Consider the following 18,021-nt stretch of genomic DNA (forward strand, 5'->3'; position numbering starts at 1 on the left):
CATCATCACAAGCAACGCACCGCCGATCGAGCAAACAATCCAGACCATCTCCGCCCAGCGCGCATTGTCGCCGCCGAGGACAAGCGCCAAATTCCGTGAACCGATTGCCAGTGCGGCAAGAACCGAGACCGTAATCGCCGTTCCGAAGGCCATCGCGAAGGTCGAAGCGACACCCGCCCAGAAGAGCCCTTGCGCCAGAGCAAAGACCAGGACGAGAACCGCGCCGGAGCACGGCCTGATCCCGACGGACATGACGACCGCCAGGATCTTCCGCCAGCTCATCGGCTGGGCAATCTGGCTCACGTCGACGATGTGACCGCAGGCCTCGCAGGACTCATGGTCGTGATCATGGTGTTGGTGATGATCGTGGGCATGCGCATGGCCGCCGCTGTCATGGTGATGATACGCGTGGTCGTCGTGCCGCTCGTCATCATGACCCGCGCCCGCGTCGTTCCGGCGACGCCACAACCGCCACAGGGTCGAGACGAGAAGTGAGAGCCCCACCAGAAAGACCAGCGCGTAGCTGGCGGTCTCGAGCTGCTTGACCCAGCTGCTAACCTGAATGCCCGTGCCCTTGAGCGCGATGATCAGAACACCGACCAACGCAACGGCCATTAACCCTTGAACGGCAGCCGCGAGAAACGAGATGAAAATACCGCGGCGTACCGTCTCCCGATTGGCAAGAACGTAGGAGGAGATGATCGCCTTGCCGTGACCGGGTCCCGCCGCATGGACGACGCCATATACGAAGCTGAGCCCGGCGAGCCACAACCCGGCGCCCCAGGCATTGCCGCTTTTGAGCCTCTTGATCGCGGCGGCAAGCGGCCGCAGCAGCTTTTGCTGCGTCTGGATGATCCAGGCCTGAAGGCCGCTTAGCGCCCCTTGCCCCTTGAGAGGCGCGGCTTGAACGGGCGCAGTCTGCGGTGCTGCCGCACCTTTCGGCGCGGCAAAGGCCGGGGGTGGGGCTTGGCGCTGCGCGGGCGCGCCGAAGGCGGACGGCGGCGACTGTGGCGCTTGAGCCAAAACCTGAGCCTTGGCTGGCGCGAACGGCACGAGCACCGCAAGCACCAGCCCCAAGCAACCGAGAAGAATCTGTGTCACTGCGCGCCGCATGTCACCGTCACGGTCTGCGCGAACTGCGAACCATAGTTGGCGTTCGGACCGAGCTGGCTGAAAAAGGATTCGGTCAGGGCCTTGGCATCCTCGGCCGCCTCCGGGTCGGGCTCGGCGACTTTCGCGGCACAGCCCGGCGCGGATCCCGCGAGCTTGATGGGCGCCTTATCGGCGAAGCCAAAGGCCACGAAGAACGAAGGGTCGTAAACATCAACGGTGACTTTTTTAGACCCGGGATCGAGCGGGGTTTCCAGAGGCAAGGTGAAATGCAGCGTCAGCGCCGTGCCGTCGTACTCGACCCAATAGTCTTGCGGCCCTTTCAGCGGCAGAAATTTTTCGTCTCCATCCCGGCGGACGAACGTGAAGTAGTCGAAGTCCTTCAGGGAATCGACGTTCACTTTCGCGAGCGGTTCGAGCTCGTCCTTGGCATAGGTGCCGTCGGCGTTAGCATCGAGCCCTTGCACCGCCATGGCGCTGTAGAATTCGTCGAACGTCCATGCATGTTTGATGCCGGTGATTTTCTTCTCGGGGCCGAAGACGACCTCGGACCGCACCGTCGCCCAAACGTGAGGGTGTGCGTCTGCGGCGGCCGCGAAGCAAGAAATAGCCGCGCCCATAAGCGCCAATGTCAGGACCGCGCGGCATGCGCGTCTACTCCAATAAGGCAAGGCTTGGCTCCCACGAATCGACAGGGCGGATTAGGCCTGAATTATGGAGGATTTTGGGGCGGCGCTACGCAAAAAAATCGTCCCGACAAGGGACGACGCGCAACTGGCAAGAAATGAAAAGAGAGCCCAGCCTCTCTGCGAGACCGGACCCTCTTGTTCAGGATTTTTAGCTCTACGCAGCGACTAGCGCGGCAGAGACGCGGCCAAAAAGGCCGCTCAGATCCGTACGACCGCACCGACAACGGTGATGATCGCAACGGCGATACCGGCGGCAATCAGGACATACTCGATAGCTGTGGTACCGGACTCGTCTTTGATAAAGCGCTTGATAGAAGTCATTTGGACTCTCCCATTACATAAATAGCTTTTAAATATCGGCCCCGCACCGCACTCCGTTTGGCCCGTGGAACCTGATGTGGAAGCTAGCAGGTGCGGGTTAGACAGTGCTTAAAACGATCCGATAAACACAGCGGCAAAAAGGTAATGAATTCGCAAATGGAAAAACTGCGAAACCCCATAGATTCGCCAATTTTTCTAGCTGTTAATCGGATGCCTACTTCCTATTTACTTGCGGCTTACCATGTCACAAACACCCGCATACCAATTGGAACGCGCTGGTAGAGATCGGCGACATTTTGGTTGTACATGCGGATGCAGCCATGGGAGACCGCCTGCCCCACCGACCAGGGCGCATCGGTGCCGTGGATCCGGTAGAGGCTTTTGCCGAGATAAATGGCCCGGACCCCCAGCGGATTCTGCGGATGGCCGCCAGGCACATGAGCCGGCAGATCGGGATTCTCCCGGCGCATCTCGGCCGTGGGCGTCCAGCTGGGGTTCACCTTCTTTGCACTGACATGGGTCTCGCCGGACCAGCGGGCGTCGCCCTTGGGCGTAGCAATCGGGTAGCCGATGGCTCTGCGGTTCGGCAGAACGTAATAGAGCCTGGCGCGGATGAACTGGACGAGGACCGTCCCGGGCTCGTAGCCGGGCGGGAAGGACACAAGGTGTCGGCCAACCACGCGGGACCGCTGCTGGTGGGAAGATGTGACCGAATCAAACAGCCCCGCCGAGACGTGGCCCGCCGGCAAGGCGATCAGCGCCACCGCAAGCCCTGCGGCGGACGAAAGTCCGAGGATACGCATCACAAGAACCGGTTTCGCTTCTTTCCAGAAGCGTGCAGCCATTCTGGTTAGCAAAATCCAAACAAGCGTCCCAAAAGCTCAAACGGAGATTCGACCCGATTCTAAGCTGTCCGGACACCGGTGACGATATGGACGTGGGCATCCATGTGGACGGCACCGTCTCGCTCATGCTCGGCGTAGCGCTGGATGAGGAGATGGCGGACAGCAGCCAGGACGGCTTCGTCGGCTTCGGCGAGTGCATCGCCGATCGAGAATGACTGAAGCGCGAAGTCCGCCGTTTTGCCTGCGGGAAGCCCACCCGCGAGAGGAATCGTGTCCCGCCAGTGCTGGACCTCCAAGTCGTCAAATCCGGCGTCGGCGAGAAGCCCGAGCAGCGTGTCCTCTCCGGCATAGCGGAACGGGCCGGGTGCATTGGGATCGGGCGGCGGCACGTCGACCACTTGAGACGCCGCCTCGCGAAAGCTCGTCATCCACGGATTGTTCGCCGGCGGGCCCCAGACAGCGAACGCGATGCGGCCGCCGGGCACAAGCCAGGACGCGAGGTTGGAGAAGGCGACAGGCGGATTGTCGAAAAACATGATGCCGAACCGCGACGCCAACCGGTCATAGGGGGCACAGGGCGGGGATGCGCTCTCGACATTGGCGACATGGAAAGCGATCTCGCCGCTGGCGGTATTGGCACGGGCCTGGGCCATTTCGATCAGATCCGGCGAGATGTCGATGCCATGGACCGCACTGCCTGCCGCGGCCAGCCGGGAAATCGCCAGCGTGGGACCACCCCCGCCGCATCCGATATCGGCAATCCGGAGAGGCATGTCGAGCGCAAGGGCATCGACGAGCGGCGCCGTCACGGGATGGATCATCGCTTCCATGCCGGATAGCTGATCGCGCCATTTCTTGCCCCGCTCAGTGGCCCAATCGGATGCCGAAATAGTCTGGCTCATATACCGCTCCTCCCTCGTGTCATGGTGTTTAAACAAGCTCTACATGAGAGCGCCGGTGCCGCCACGCAAGCGCGGCATTTGTGCCGGAGCGCGCCGAAATTGGGAGGGACTCCGCCATCGACCACTCTTGACTCTCGCCCGACTCAAGACTAAGAACAAAACAGGAACAAAAGTGGGGTGTCAGTAATGCGTAACAACGTTCCAGACGGCGACTTTAGTGCCCTCGTTCCGCCGGCTGACGTTGAAGAAAGAGCAGGCGGTCTTACGGGAAGGGTCCTGATCGAGCAGTTGCGGGCGTCTATCCGTACTCTTGAGCAGGTTCCCGTTTCCCTAGCTATCCCCCCCGCGCCGGGTGCGGCCCCTTCCCGTCCCGCCTGCTCTTTAACGCCGCCAACCGCGGCCCCCGACATCCCGAGCGCCCCTTCGGAAAGCCCCTTGAGCGCGCTGCACCAAGGCGGCTTGCACGAGATCAAACCCCATGCCTATCGCGACACGCCGGCCGGGCTTGGCCTTGCCCTGTCCGTGATCGCCGAGATCCAACGGCAAGGCCCTGGCCTGGTGCTCTGGTGCATGACGCGGCGGCAAACCCAAGAATGGGGGCGCCCTTATGGTCCTGGTCTTTTCAAAGCAGGGCTGGACCCGGCGCGTGTCCTCGTCGTCGAGACGCGCAACGCGGAAGAGGCCGCCTGGGCGCTTGAAGAAGGGCTGAAAAGCACCGCGCCGATCGCAGCTCTGGCCCAAACCAAGATCAAAACCCCGCTTATGGCCCGGCGCCTCGGCCTTGCCGCCCGCGCCGCCGGAACGCCGTGCTTCCTCCTCACCGACCATGGAGGGGCAAAAGTCCCTGGCACGCTCACGCGCTGGCGGATCGCCACGGAGGCAAGCGCCCATATCCCTTTCGATACGGGCGCCAGCTTCGGCGGAGGCGCCCCCGGCCCCGCCTGTTGGCGCCTCTCCCTCGAACGCAGGCGGGCCGGCGCAGACAGCCCTCAAGGTGGGCAATGCGCGGTAGGACAAATAACAAACCCGCTAAGAGAAGGCGCAAGCTTTCATGTGCAGGCAGGTCATGAGCCCGATCGCCAAAATGCCGAACAAAACACCGAAGGCGGCGCGCAGAATGGTCTATGTGTGGTTCCCGCATCTTCCGATCGAGCGGCTGACGCGAGAGCGCCTGCACGCGGGCCGCACACCGCCACCGGCTAAGAAACCCTTCGCACTTGTGGGCAGCGACACGCACGGTCTGACTCTCACGGCCGTCAACACCCCCTGCCGGCATGAGGGGCTGCGGCCTGGCATGCGGCTGGCCGATGCCCGGGCCGTCTGCCCGGCGCTGCTAACCGTGCCCGACGCCCCGGACAATGATGCGGCTTTCCTGGAAGCCCTCGCGCGCTGGGCCTCCCGCTATAGCCCTTCCCTCAACGTGGACGGCGCGGACGGGCTCTGGCTCGACACGACCGGCGTCGCGCATCTTTTCGGCGGCGAACCCGAACTCCTTGCCAATCTTGCCGGACGTCTTGCCAGAATGAGTTTTAGCGCGCGGCTTGGGTGTGCCGACACGCTCGGGGGCGCCTCAGCGCTGGCCCGCTTCGCGCGCCGCAGCCCTGTTACATCCGCATCCGGCACCGCGCCGGAAACGCTCGCGCCTCTCCCCATCGAGGCCCTGCGCCTCGACCCTAAGACGGTTCTCCTCTTGCAGCGGCTGGGGCTGAAACGCATCGGCCAGCTTTACGGCCTGCCGCGCGCCAGCCTCGAACGGCGCTTTCACTCAAAGGACGCGGCGGAAAGCGTTTTGCGCCGCCTCGACGAAGCACTTGGGTGGCGGAACGAGACGCACGCACCGCTTCTGCCCGCGCCGGATTTCGTGGCGCGGCTCTCCTTCGCCGATCCGCTCATCTCTCACGACGGAGTTCTTGCCGGTCTTGAACGCCTCGCTGGCGTGCTTTGCAGCACGTTAACGCGTGCCGGTGCCGGCGCCCGGCGTGTGGTGTTATGGGCCGCGCGCACGGACGGCTCCTCAGTTGCACTCGAAGCCGGGTTGAGCGCGCCGTCGGCGACGGCGGCGCATTTCGTGCGCCTCCTCAAGGAAAAGCTCGATACGATCGACATGGGGTTCGGGGTCGACCTCATGACTTTCGCGGCCCTTGCCGTAGAAGATCTGCACCCGGAGCAAACCGCCCTTAGCGCAACCGCCCGCAAGCCCGGCCCCGAAAAACTCATCGACGCACTCGTGAGCCGTTTGGGGCCGCGCACCGTACGGCGCCTCTTCCCGCAAGAGAGCCACATCCCGGAGCTGGCGCAAACGACGCAAAACGCCTTTTCAAAGCTGCCCGCCTGGAACGGCAGCTCTAGCAGCACTTACTTAGAGAAGCCGCCGCGCCCGCCCCTTCTGCTCGCTAAACCGGAAAGTGTGACCGTCATGGCGGAGATCCCCGAAGGACCTCCGGCCCGTTTCACCTGGCGGCGCGTCAACCGCCGCGTGGTCAAGGCGGAGGGGCCCGAGCGCATCGCACCCGAATGGTGGCGCGCCTTCGACGGCGGCGCGACGCAGCGGACGCGCGATTACTACCGCATCGAGGACGAGGACGGCTGCCGCTATTGGGTCTTCCGCGAGGGACTTTATCAAGAGCGGGGTGAGCAAGAGCGCGAGCCCCCGCGCTGGTTTCTGCATGGGGTGCTCCCATGACCTTTTCTTCGACGCCCGCTTCCGAGCCCCGCTACGCCGAACTCGACGTCACCACGAACTTCACTTTTCTGCGGGGCGGCTCTCACGGCGAGGAACTCGTGGCGCAAGCGGCAGCGCTCGGGCATGCGGCGATCGCGGTCGCGGACGCCAATACGCTTGCCGGCGTGGTGCGGGCCCATATCGCGGCGAAAGAGGCCGGCATCCAATTCATCGTCGGCGCGCGGCTGATCTTGGCGGACGCGCCGTCTCTTCTCGCCTATCCCACCTCCCGCGCGGCTTACGGCAGGCTTTGCCGCCTTTTGACACGCGGGCAGCGGCGCGCCGAAAAGGGCGACTGCTTTTTGTTTCTCGACGACGTAGCAGAGCATGCGGATGGCCTGATCTTCATCGCCCTAAGGGGAGAAAACAATCCCGGCGAGGACAGGCCGGACGACGCCCGTTTCGAAGAGGAACTCTTGCGCCTCAAAGGCGCCTTGAGGGGCCCGCTCTATCTTGCCGCGCATCACAGCTATCGTGGCGCTGACCGTATACGGATCGAAAAATCCGCGCGCGTCGCCGCCCGTACGCACATCCCACTCATTGCCACTGGCGCCGTGTTGTATCACGCCCCCAAACGCCGCCCGCTCCAAGACGTGCTCACCTGCATTCGCGAAAAGTGCACCCTTGCCCACGCAGGGTTTCACCTCGAAGCGAATGCGGAGCGGCATCTGAAAGAGCCCGCCGAAATGGCGCGGCTGTTCAAGGGCTATGAGGAAGCGCTGGAACGCACGGTCGAAATCGCCGAACGCTGCCGCTTCTCGCTCGACGAATTGAAATACGAATATCCGGACGAGCCGGTTCCCCAAGGCAATACACCCCAAGGTCATCTGGAAGCGCTGACCTGGGACGGGGCGGCCTGGCGCTTCCCGGACGGGATCCCCGGCAAGGTCCGCAGCACGATCGAGAAGGAACTCGCGCTCATCGAAGAGCTCAACTACGCGCCTTATTTTCTCACCGTCTACGACATCGTGCATTACGCACGCTCCGTCGGCATTCTCTGCCAGGGACGCGGCTCGGCCGCCAATTCCGCCGTGTGCTATTGCCTGGCCATAACCAATGTCGATCCCACCGAGATCGACCTCCTGTTCGAACGGTTCGTTTCGCCCGAACGCCGCGAGCCGCCCGATATCGATGTGGACTTCGAGCACGAGCGCCGCGAGGAGGTGATTCAATATATATACGCGCGCTATGGCCGCGACCGCGCAGGGCTGGCCTCCACCGTCATCTCCTATCGGGGTCGCTCGGCCGTGCGCGAGGTCGGCAAAGTGCTGGGACTGTCGGAAGATACGCTTGCCGCGCTCGCCGGCACGATCTGGGGCCTCAGCAACACTGGCCTGCCGGACAAATATGTGCGCGAGGCGGGGCTCGACCCATCCGATCCACGCCTTGCCCGCTGCCTTGCGCTGGCTCATGAGTTGCTCGGCTTTCCTCGGCATCTGTCGCAGCATGTGGGCGGCTTCGTGCTGACACGCGGGCCCTTATCCGAGCTCGTGCCCATCGGCAATGCGGCCATGGAAGACCGCACCGTCATCGAATGGGACAAGGACGATCTCGACGCGCTGGGCCTGCTGAAGGTCGATGTGCTCGGCCTCGGCATGCTCACCTGCATCCGCAAGGCCTTCGCGCTGCTGAAAGAGCATTACGGTAGGGACCTCGCGCTCGGCACTGTGCCGCGGGAGGATCCAATCGTGTACGACATGCTCTGCCGCGCCGATTCCATCGGCGTGTTCCAGGTGGAGAGCCGCGCGCAGATGAATATGCTGCCGCGCCTGAAGCCGCGCTGTTTCTATGATCTCGTCATCGAGGTCGCCATTGTGCGTCCCGGCCCTATCCAGGGCGATATGGTGCATCCGTATTTGCGCCGCCGCTCCGGCGACGAGGCCGTCGACTTCCCCTCGCCCCATCCAGACCACGGGCCGCCGGACGAGCTCCACCAAGTGCTCGGCAAGACCATGGGCGTGCCGCTGTTCCAGGAGCAGGCCATGCGCCTTGCTATGGAGGCCGCGAAATTCTCCGGCGACGAGGCGAACGAGCTTCGCCGCGCCATGGCGACGTTCCGGCGGCGCGGCACGATCGACACGCTCCAGGACAAGATGGTCGGCCGCATGACCGCGCGCGGCTACCCGCAGGATTTCGCCGAACGCTGCTTCAACCAGATCAAAGGCTTCGGCGAATACGGCTTTCCCGAAAGCCATGCGGCGAGCTTCGCCCATCTTGTCTATGTGTCGTCCTGGCTCAAATGCCATTATCCGGATGTCTTCGCCTGCGCGCTTCTGAACGCCCAGCCCATGGGCTTTTACGCGCCGGCCCAGATCGTGCGCTGTGCCCGCGAACATGGCGTCGAGGCACGCGCGCCCGACATCAATCACAGCCATTGGGACTGCACACTGGAGAAACTGCCTTCCAGCCCTCAAGGTGCGCGAGGCGCGGTAGGGCAATTAAGATGCGCGCTTCGTCTTGGCCTGAGACAGATCGACGGATTTCGCGAAGCCGATGCAGAGCAAGCCGTGGCCAGGCGCGACCGTCCCTATGCCGGCATACAGGATTTGTGGCGCCGCAGCGGTCTTGGCCGCGCCAGCATCGAACGGCTTGCAAGCGCCGATGCCTTCCGCTCGCTCGGGCTCGACCGGCGGCAAGCTTTATGGGCCGTGCGCGGCCTGCCCAAGGAAATCCCGCTGCCGCTCTTCGAACACGCGATAACCACGGAGATCGGCCGCGAGCCGGATGTCGCGCTCCCGGTCATGCCGCTGCCCGAGCATGTGGTGGATGACTACCGCACGCTGCGGCTCTCGCTCAAAGCCCATCCGATGACATTCCTGCGGACGCACGTCACAGCCGCCCGCATCGTCTCTTGCGGGCAGGTCAAGGCCATGACGGACGGGATGCGGGTCAGCGTCGGCGGCGTGATCTTAGTGCGCCAGCGTCCCGGCTCGGCCTCCGGCGTAGTGTTCATGACCATCGAAGATGAGACGGGCGTCGCCAACGCAGTGATCTGGCCCACGGTCCTGGAGCGCATGAGAAAAGTCGTCATGGGCGCGCGGCTTGTGGTGATCCATGGCCGCGTGCAGCGGCACGAGGACATTATTCACGTCGTGGCGACGCGGCTTGAAGACAAGAATCACTGGCTGGATCGTCTGTCCGAGGACGGCAAAGCGCTCGAGGCCGCACTCGCAAATGCCGACGAGGTTCGAAGACCCGACCCAGGCTCATGGCGCGGATCGCAACCCAAACCCGGCCTGCTGCCGCCTCTTGCCGCCGCCGATCACGTCAAACGGCCCGAGAGCGGCGAACCTGCCCGCAAGGGCGAGGCCCGTCATCCGCGCTGGCATCCCCGCTGCCACCCGAGAGAGACCCGCATCATTCCCAAATCCCGCGATTTTCATTAGCCGCGCGGCTAACGGACGCGTGACTGGCGAGCGTGGTGAAAGTGGATATGCTGCGCCCCATGTCGCACCGAAATCCACTGTCTCATCGTATTCTCGCCGTCCTGACGGCCCTCGTCCTTCTGATTGGACCGGCTTCCGCGCTCGACCTGCCCGAAGGCGCGAGCGGTCTGGCGCAGAAGCCGCTCGTCAAAGCCAAAAAGCATATGATCGTCGCCGCGCACCCGCTGGCCGCCGAGGCGGGCCTTGAGATGCTGCGCCAAGGCGGCGCGGCCATCGATGCGGGCATCGCCGCGCAAGCGGTGCTGACCCTGGTCGAGCCGCAGTCCTCAGGCATCGGCGGCGGCGCCTTCGTGCTCTACTGGGATGTCGCGCAAAAAACGCTAACCAGCTATGACGGCCGCGAGACCGCACCGGCGGGCGCGACACCCGATGTCTTTCTGGATGCGGCCGGCAAACCCCTGCCCCGCCCCGTCGCCATGCATAGCGGCCGGTCCGTCGGCGTTCCCGGTGTGCTCGCCATGCTCAAGCGCGTGCACGACGAATACGGCAAGCTGCCCTGGGCCGAACTATTCCAGCCTGCTATTGCGCTCGCCCGCGACGGCTTTCCCGTCACCGCAAGGCTCGCAAAGATGCTGAGCAATGCCGACCCCAACACGTTCGATGCTACCGCACGTGCCTATTTCTTCGACGAGAACGTCCAACCACGTCCAGCCGGCTACATCTTGAAGAACGAACAGCTCGCGGAGACATTCGAGATCATCGCACGCGACGGGATCGAAGCCTTTTACAAAGGCCCGATTGCCACCGATGTCGCCAAATCGGTACAGAACGATCCGCGTGGTGCGGGCACGCTCAGCGAAGCCGACTTCGCCGGTTATCAGGCGAAGACGCGTCCGGCCGTGTGCGTCCCCTATCGCGGCCACGAAGTCTGCGGCATGGGCCCGCCCTCGTCGGGCGCCGTCGCCGTCGGACAGACGCTCGGCCTGGTCGCCCCATTCGACCTCGGGACGACGCCAATGGATGCCAGCGCCGCGCATATCATCGCCGAGGCCGAGCGTCTCGCTTTCGCCGACCGCGCGCGCTACCTCGCCGACCCGGACAAGGTCGCCGTTCCTGTGGACGGCTTGCTCGACAAAGACTATCTGGCGGCGCGGCGAAAACTGATCGATCCCAACCGCGCGGCGGAAACCGTCACCCACGGGACACCGCCAGACCTAACCCAGGCCTTCGGACGCGACGCCACAAAAGAGAAGGGCGGCACCAGCCACGTTTCCGTGGTCGACGACAGTGGCGATGCTTTTTCGCTGACCACGAGCATCGAGTTCGCTTTCGGCGCGCGGAGCATGGTGCGCGGTTTCCTGCTCAACAATCAGCTGACCGATTTCTCCTTCCTGCCCAAGGACAAGGACGGCATGGATATCGCCAACCGCGTCGCGCCGGGAAAGAGGCCCCGCAGCTCCATGGATCCGACTCTGATCTTCGGCCCCGACGGCGATCTCGATTACGTGCTGGGTTCCCCAGGTGGCGCCGGCATAATTCTGTTCAATCTGAAGGCGATATTCGCGCTGATCGATTGGGGAATGAACCCGGCTGAGGCTGCGGCTCTGGTCAATTTCGGTGGCACGCCGCACGGCGTTCTCCTCGAGACCGGTGCCGAGTGGGACGAGCTCGAACAAGCGCTCGCGGCGAAGGGTCACAAGGTGAAGCGCATACCGATGACCAGCGGTCAGCATATCATCGCGGTCACACCTGAGGGGCTTAAGGGCGGAGCCGACCCCCGTCGCGACGGCATCGCGCTCGGTGATTGAACACTTGGTAACCGCGGGTGCGGCGGCTATGCCTCTGACGGCGCGCAACGGCAGGCAAATCAAAGACTATGACCTCCCCCTATAAAATCGCGATTCGCGGCGCCGGAGTCACCGGGCTCTGGCAAGCGCTGACGCTCGCTAAAAAGGGCCATCGCGTGATTGTCGCGGAGCAGTCCGCCGAACCATTCACAGATGCCTGCAGCCCCTATGCCGGCGCCATGCTCGCCCCGCGCTGCGAGGAAGAAAGCGCCGAGCCCGTCATCCGCGAGCTGGGCATGCGGGGCATACAATTGTGGCAGGCTGTCTATCCGGATCTCGCTGCCGCCGGAAGCCTTGTGGTCGCGCCGCCCCGCGACCGCAAACTCCTCGATCGCTTTGAGCGCATGACGCGAGGCGCAAGCCGCCTCGATGCCGCTCAGCTGGAACAGCTGGAGCCGGGACTAACGCCCAATTTCGAAACCGCCCTGTTCTATGCGGACGAAGCGCATCTAGATCCCGGCGCGGCGCTAGCCTTCCTCTTGAACGAAGTGCAGAACGCGGGCGCCATCATCCAATTCGGCACTGGCGAAACGCCGCCGGGCGCCGATTTCGTAATCGATTGCCGGGGCCTTGGAGCCCAGGACATGCTGCCGACGCTCCGTGGCGTGCGCGGCGAGCGCATCGTAGTCCGCGCCACGGAGATCGCCTTCGAACGCCCCGTGCGTTTGCTACATCCGCGCTTCCCGCTCTACCTCGTACCGTGGGGCGAGGATCCGACGGGGGCCAACGTCTTCATGATCGGCGCAACCTCGATCGAGCGCGAGGATGGCGGCCCGGTAACGCTGCGTTCGGCCCTGGAACTGCTCAGCGCCGCCTATGTGCTCGATCCCGCGTTCGGGGAGGCAGAAATTCTTTCCCTCTCCGCGGGCGTACGGCCAGCCTTTCCCGATAACCGGCCTAGGATTATCACTAGTTCGGGCTATATCTTTGTGAATGGCTTGTACCGGCACGGCTTTTTGCTGGCGCCGGTCATGGCCGAATTGGTGACGCACTATCTGGAGACCGGCGTCACCCATCCGGAGGTCTTCATTGCAGATTTTGGTCAACGGTGAGCGCTTCACGACGGAGGCAAGCAGCCTAGACGAGCTTTGCGACGTGCTCGGTTTTGCCGGCGCAAGAATCGCAACGGCAGTCAATGGCTGCTTCGTGGCGACCGCCGCACGCGCACACACCCAGCTGGCGGAGGCTGACGAGATCGAAATCGTGGCCCCAAGACAAGGTGGCTAAGACAGGATCACTGATGTTGAAGCTCTACGGCATCGAATTTTCCTCGCGCCTGCTGCTCGGCACGGCCGGGTACGCCTCGCCCGACTTGTTGCGGCAGGCGGCGGAAGCCTCGGGCGCCGAGATCGTCACCGTATCGCTGCGGCGCGAATCCGCCCGTGCCAAAACCGGCCAAGGCTTCTGGGGGCTGATCGAGGAATTGGGCCGCAGGGTCCTTCCCAATACGGCGGGCTGCCGCACGGCCAAGGAAGCCATCACGACCGCACAGATGGCGCGCGAGCTTTTCGGGACGAACTGGATCAAGCTCGAAGTCATCGCCAATGACGATACGCTCCAGCCGGAAGTGTTCGGTCTCGTGGAGGCGGCAGCCGAGCTCAACGCGGAAGGCTTCGACGTTTTGCCCTACACCACCGAGGATTTGAGCGTGGCCGAGCGCCTGGTGGCCACGGGCTGCGACGTGCTCATGCCTTGGGGATCGCCCATCGGGTCAGCCCAAGGGCTTGCCAACAAGTCTGCGCTCCAGACCATGCGCGCCTATTTTCCCGACACACCGCTCATTGTCGACGCGGGCCTGGGGGCACCGTCCCATGCCGCGAAGGCCATGGAGTTGGGATACGACGCGGTCCTTCTCAACACGGCCATCGCCAAAGCCGAAAACCCCGTGACGATGGCGCGCGCCTTCGCCCGTGCAGTCGAAGGCGGGCGGCTCGCCTTTGAGGCGGGCATAGTGGAACCGCGCGACATGGCCACGCCATCGACGCCGGTGGTCGGCACACCGTTCTTCAAGATCGACAACGTGTCCTGACCGGCGACATGGTCCAACTCGATCCCTTCTACCCGATCGTACGGGACACCGACTGGCTAGCGCGGCTGCTGCCCGTGGGGATCAGACTGGTACAGCTCCGCATCAAGGATGCATCCTACGAGGTGGTCGAAGCGGAAATCACAAAAGCGCTCCGCTTATGCGCTAAGGCGGGCTGCCAGCTCGTCGTCAACGATTATTGGAGCGCGGCCATCGACGCTGGCGCAGATTTCGTCCATCTGGGTCAGGAGGATCTCGCAAGTGCGGACCTAACCGCGATCCGGCGCGCGGGGATAAAGGTCGGCATTAGTAGCCATAGCGACGAGGAACTTGAGACCGCGCTCGCCGCCGCACCGGACTATGTAGCGCTCGGCCCTATCTATCCCACGCTGCTGAAGAAGATGCCCTGGGCGCCACAGGGCCTTGAGCGCATCGCCACCTGGAAAGCGCGGATCGCCTGCCCCCTTGTGGTCATTGGCGGAATCACTCCGGAACGCGCGCCAGACGTGTTTGTGGCCGGAGCGGACAGCGTGGCCGTCATCACTGACATCGTGACGCATCAAAGCCCGGAGCAGCGAACCGAAACCTGGATGTCCCTCACACAGCCCCTGCGCGGACGATAGGAACGAGGGTCACATGGGCAGCCGAAGGAGAGGACTTGACCTTTGGCAGCGGTCACCGGAAAAATTGTCATCGAAGTTTCACGACTGCGGGGAATCGATGAGTTACCGGCTTGACCCAGCCTTGCCCGTGAGCGAGGCGTTGCGTTCCGTTGCCTTGGCCGAGTTGGACATCGCTCACACATCGCTGGCCGCGCCGCCAGACCGCCACAAGGGGGTTCATAGCGCTCGGAAGTGCTTCAAACGGCTGCGCTCCCTGCTCGTTCTGGCCCGGCCCGGCATGCCCGACCCGCTCTACGTCAACCTGAACCGGCGAGTCGCCCGTATCGGCAAGGGCCTAGCGGCGGCCCGCGATGCCCACGCCCTGTTCGATGCGCTGAATGTGCTGGAACGCAATACGGAGCCGGGGCTCGGTGATGGTCCTATCGACGCGATGCGCGGCTGGCTGCGGAGGCGCCGCAAGGAGGCCGAACGCAACCTCGAGCAAAGCTCCGCCTCGCAATCCCTGGAAATGCTGCTGGAACTCCGGCCCCGCTTCGCAAGTCTCGTGGTCTATCCCGACGATTTCACGCCCATCTCGAAGGGACTGGAGGTCAGCTATTGCTGCGCACGGCAACAGTTCAAATCGGCCTTCAGATCGAAGAACCCGGAAGTCCTTCACGATTGGCGCAAAGGCGTCCAGCGGCATTGGCGGCAGATGCAATTGCTCACCCCATGCTGGCCGTCCGAACTCAGTGCGCGGGCCGAGGCTGCACGTGGGCTCTCCCAGACCCTTGGCGACGACCATGACATCGCAAATCTGATGCATCTCGCCACGGCCCCGACCATGACTTTTGGGAGTCCAGACGACATATCGGACTTCCTGAAGCGTTGCAAAATCCGTATGAAAGCGCTGCGAAAGGACGCCAAGATCCGGGGACAGCGGCTCTTTGTCGAAAAGCCCCAGCCCTTCGCGGGCCGTATCCATGCTTATTGGACAACCACCGCTATCGGCGTGCTAAAGCCCGTTGAGCCAGCACGTCAGGAAGACAACGTGGTTGCGATCGACGACGCGCGGTCGGACGTAATGAGCCACTTGAATTACGGCGGGCAAAACTAGGCCGTGTACCCATAAAAAAGGCATAAGTTGAAAGCATTGCGGGGTGTCCGCTTTACACCCGATAGCGAACGCGAGCCGAGCCCCCTTAAAGAGTCCGCTAAGTGCCAAAAGCGGACATTGGCATCGAAGTGGAGAAGGACATGCTGCCAGGAGAATGGGGCGGTGGCCGAAGCTGACGCCCCGCTGCCCTTAAGAAGAGGACGCCAGCGTTGAGGCGAGCGTTTCAACATTGTGCTTAAACATGTGGAGATAGGTCGGGGCAGGCCCGTTGGGGCCAGACAGCGCATCGCTGTAAAGAGTCCCGCCAATCCTTGCACCCGTATCGCGTGAGATTTGCTCTACGAGCTTCGGATTGGTGATGTTCTCCATAAAGATTGCCGGGATCCGCTCCTTACGGATTTGGCGAATGATTTCGGCGACATCCTTCGCTGAAGGCTCGCTCTCCGTGCTCACGTCCTCGGGCGCCATAAACTCAAGGCCATAGGCCTCGCCGAAATACCCGAACGCATCGTGGCTCGTAATAACTTTCCGGCGGGCCTCAGGCAGAGCAGCAATTGCGGCCTTAACTGCGACGTCTTCTTTCTTGAGCGCCGCTAAGTATTTTTCCGCATTGGCTTCGTACATCGCTTTGCCGTCTGGGTCGGCGGCGATCAGCCCGTCGCGGATATTGGCTACGTAGATCGCGCCATTCGTAAGGCTCTGCCAGGCGTGAGGATCCGTGTCGCCGTGATGGTGGTGATGGCCACCCGCATGATCTTCATGGCTATCCTTGCCATGCTTGTCATGATCTTCGTGCTCGTCTTCAACTTTGATGGGTTGGACGCCGGTGCTCGCGACGACCTTCTTCCCCTTGAAGCCGGAGGACTTCTCGAGCCGCTCCATCCAACCTTCGAAGCCAAGCCCGTTGACGATGAAGATCTGCGCGCTGGCCAGCGTCTTGGCATCGGCAGGCGTCGGACTATACGTGTGGCCGTCGCCGTCGGGGCCTACAAGTTCCACGACCTCGACGCGATCACCGCCCACATTCTTCACCATGTCGCCGAGAATGCTGAACGAGGCGACAGCCTTGACCTTGTCGTCTGCGTGAGCTGGATACGCTAAGCCGAGCACTAAGAGCGCGGCAACAACTAGCTTTGATAAACTGAAGGGCTTCATCGTAACTCCATGAGTTTAGCGCTTTAGACTTAGAGAGTTTTCTTGCGACGTTGAGTGTTGGGCATCTGGGGCTTCAGCGTGCCTAGAAGGCGAGCGTGTTCCTCAAGCCAACGACTTGCGCATCGTCGGCCTCTGTGCCGCCGCTCGGATGAAAGATGTATTGGAAGTCCGGCTGAAGCGTCCAACCATCCATCACCTTCATCGTGTAGGCTACTTCGATCAGGGCTTCGTAACCCGCGCCGATCGGCTCGCCAGCGTCGCGATTGAAGGCCTGCACGTCATCGGAGATGCCGGTATAAGCATAGCCAATGGCTAACGCATCGTCTGGGCGCCCTGGGATCATACCCGTAAAGATCAGACCCACATCGAAGTAGAAATCTATGAGGTTGCGATCTTGAGGCGCACCGGCAAACCGGGTGAAAAAGCCGATGCCTTGACCCTCCGCGGCCCCCGGTGCAGCCCAAATCAGTTGGTCCAGGACAGCATAGAGAGCGTAGTTGCCTTCGATAGGCTTGCCTCGGTTGTTGGTGATAGCAATCAGTTCTCCCCCGACGTCGATGCGATTGTTCTCGAATGTGCCGAAGTGGTTCCAGACGCCAAACTTTAGGGTTCCGGGAAGTTCATCACCGCGCAAGGCATAGCTATAGGCGCCTTCCACCATGAGCAGGGGCCGGTCGCGTAAGCCCCAGTCCAAACCATCGGGGTTGCAGCGCTGCGGATTGCCACCGTCCTTATTGCATTCCGGCGCGGAGTCGCCGTTGAACACACCGACCATTAGATGAGTCTGTTCTGTTGGCGTCACCGCGACGCGCACGCCAGGCGTGGCCAACGGATAGGCCGGACCGCCGCCGCGTGTGTTCTCTGCCGCTTTTGACGCCCAACCCCATGTGCCGTTAATCAAATAGCCGGTGCCCTCGGACAAGAAGAACTCCTCGTCCGCTGCAAGCTGACCGAAACGGACGGACACCGTTTCGTTGAACAGATACTGCTCGAACCAAAGCTGAAAGAGCCGCGTGGCTGGGACGGCTTCGAAGCTGGTGACAGGCATAAGACCGCCAATGTTGGCGACCGTTATTGAATTACCGTGAATCTGATAACCGTTGGCAAAGAAACAGAGACCGTCCCACAGCCCCAGCCTCTTCATATCCGCACTCACGTAGAGGTCGAGAATACCCTGATACTCACCGCCCTCATCGAAGCCGCCCCAATTGTAAAAGGACTCTGAGATGTAGGCACCACCGACGTCGATTCCCATCTCGTGCAGGTTGGACGGAGCGTCACCGACTAGGCGATCTACGA

General features: G+C 62.7%; 15 protein-coding genes and 1 pseudogene. 9 read left to right on the top strand and 7 right to left on the bottom strand.

Annotated elements, in window-relative coordinates:
• The 5 genes and pseudogenes from WBQ77_RS01520 to WBQ77_RS01540 all read right to left on the bottom strand — a co-directional run.
• The coding region (locus WBQ77_RS01520) for a nickel/cobalt transporter (protein ID WP_424058606.1) at positions 1 to 1,101 on the bottom strand (1,101 nt) is incomplete at its 3' end.
• Positions 1,098 to 1,730: a DUF1007 family protein gene (locus WBQ77_RS01525; protein WP_424044123.1), complete on the bottom strand. Its 633-nt coding sequence runs from the start codon at positions 1,728 to 1,730 to the stop codon at positions 1,098 to 1,100. The genes WBQ77_RS01520 and WBQ77_RS01525, both read right to left, overlap by 4 nt.
• 223 nt (positions 1,731 to 1,953) lie before the next feature.
• Positions 1,954 to 2,120, bottom strand: a pseudogene (locus tag WBQ77_RS01530) (Flp family type IVb pilin).
• Between the two features lie 236 nt (positions 2,121 to 2,356).
• Positions 2,357 to 2,965: a L,D-transpeptidase gene (locus WBQ77_RS01535; protein WP_424058608.1), complete on the bottom strand. Its 609-nt coding sequence runs from the start codon at positions 2,963 to 2,965 to the stop codon at positions 2,357 to 2,359.
• 59 nt (positions 2,966 to 3,024) lie between these two features.
• Positions 3,025 to 3,867, bottom strand: coding sequence for a class I SAM-dependent methyltransferase (locus WBQ77_RS01540; protein ID WP_424044125.1), 843 nt, complete (start codon positions 3,865 to 3,867; stop codon positions 3,025 to 3,027).
• Between the two features lie 435 nt (positions 3,868 to 4,302).
• Between WBQ77_RS01540 and WBQ77_RS01545 the strand changes: the two genes are divergently transcribed.
• From WBQ77_RS01545 to WBQ77_RS01585, 9 genes are all read left to right on the top strand, one after another.
• Positions 4,303 to 5,070: a hypothetical protein gene (locus WBQ77_RS01545; RefSeq protein ID WP_424058610.1), complete on the top strand. Its 768-nt coding sequence runs from the start codon at positions 4,303 to 4,305 to the stop codon at positions 5,068 to 5,070.
• Positions 4,985 to 6,550, top strand: a complete 1,566-nt coding sequence (locus WBQ77_RS01550) for a Y-family DNA polymerase (protein ID WP_424058612.1) — start codon at positions 4,985 to 4,987, stop codon at positions 6,548 to 6,550. The genes WBQ77_RS01545 and WBQ77_RS01550 overlap by 86 nt, the downstream gene beginning before the upstream one ends.
• Entirely contained in the window at positions 6,547 to 9,975 is a 3,429-nt protein-coding gene (locus tag WBQ77_RS01555) for an error-prone DNA polymerase (RefSeq protein WP_424044782.1), read from the top strand. Before WBQ77_RS01550 ends, WBQ77_RS01555 begins: the two co-directional genes overlap by 4 nt.
• Before the next feature lie 47 nt (positions 9,976 to 10,022).
• Positions 10,023 to 11,783: a gamma-glutamyltransferase gene (gene ggt, locus WBQ77_RS01560; RefSeq protein WP_424058614.1), complete on the top strand. Its 1,761-nt coding sequence runs from the start codon at positions 10,023 to 10,025 to the stop codon at positions 11,781 to 11,783.
• Positions 11,784 to 11,851: 68 nt separating this feature from the next.
• Entirely contained in the window at positions 11,852 to 12,874 is a 1,023-nt protein-coding gene (locus WBQ77_RS01565) for an FAD-dependent oxidoreductase (protein ID WP_424058616.1), read from the top strand.
• A complete protein-coding gene (thiS, locus tag WBQ77_RS01570; protein ID WP_424058618.1) occupies positions 12,852 to 13,049 on the top strand; it encodes a sulfur carrier protein ThiS in 198 nt (65 codons plus the stop codon). Before WBQ77_RS01565 ends, thiS begins: the two co-directional genes overlap by 23 nt.
• Positions 13,050 to 13,062: 13 nt before the next feature.
• Positions 13,063 to 13,851 (top strand): thiazole synthase, encoded by a 789-nt coding sequence (locus tag WBQ77_RS01575; protein ID WP_424044788.1) that lies wholly within the window; start codon positions 13,063 to 13,065, stop codon positions 13,849 to 13,851.
• Between the two features lie 8 nt (positions 13,852 to 13,859).
• Positions 13,860 to 14,471 carry a thiamine phosphate synthase gene (locus WBQ77_RS01580; protein ID WP_424058620.1) on the top strand — a complete coding sequence of 204 codons (612 nt, stop codon included), beginning with the start codon at positions 13,860 to 13,862 and terminating at the stop codon, positions 14,469 to 14,471.
• Positions 14,472 to 14,568: 97 nt separating this feature from the next.
• Positions 14,569 to 15,567, top strand: coding sequence for a CHAD domain-containing protein (locus tag WBQ77_RS01585; protein WP_424044775.1), 999 nt, complete (start codon positions 14,569 to 14,571; stop codon positions 15,565 to 15,567).
• Between the two features lie 189 nt (positions 15,568 to 15,756).
• Here the strand turns inward: WBQ77_RS01585 and WBQ77_RS01590 are convergent, their stop codons facing one another.
• Positions 15,757 to 16,722, bottom strand: a complete 966-nt coding sequence (locus tag WBQ77_RS01590; protein ID WP_424058622.1) for a metal ABC transporter substrate-binding protein — start codon at positions 16,720 to 16,722, stop codon at positions 15,757 to 15,759.
• Positions 16,723 to 16,804: 82 nt separating this feature from the next.
• On the bottom strand, positions 16,805 to 18,021 hold a 1,217-nt coding region (locus tag WBQ77_RS01595; protein WP_424058624.1), incomplete at its 5' end, for a carbohydrate porin.

Origin of the sequence: Methyloceanibacter sp., assembly GCF_049590335.1 — a bacterium.
Classification (GTDB): domain Bacteria; phylum Pseudomonadota; class Alphaproteobacteria; order Rhizobiales; family Methyloligellaceae; genus Methyloceanibacter.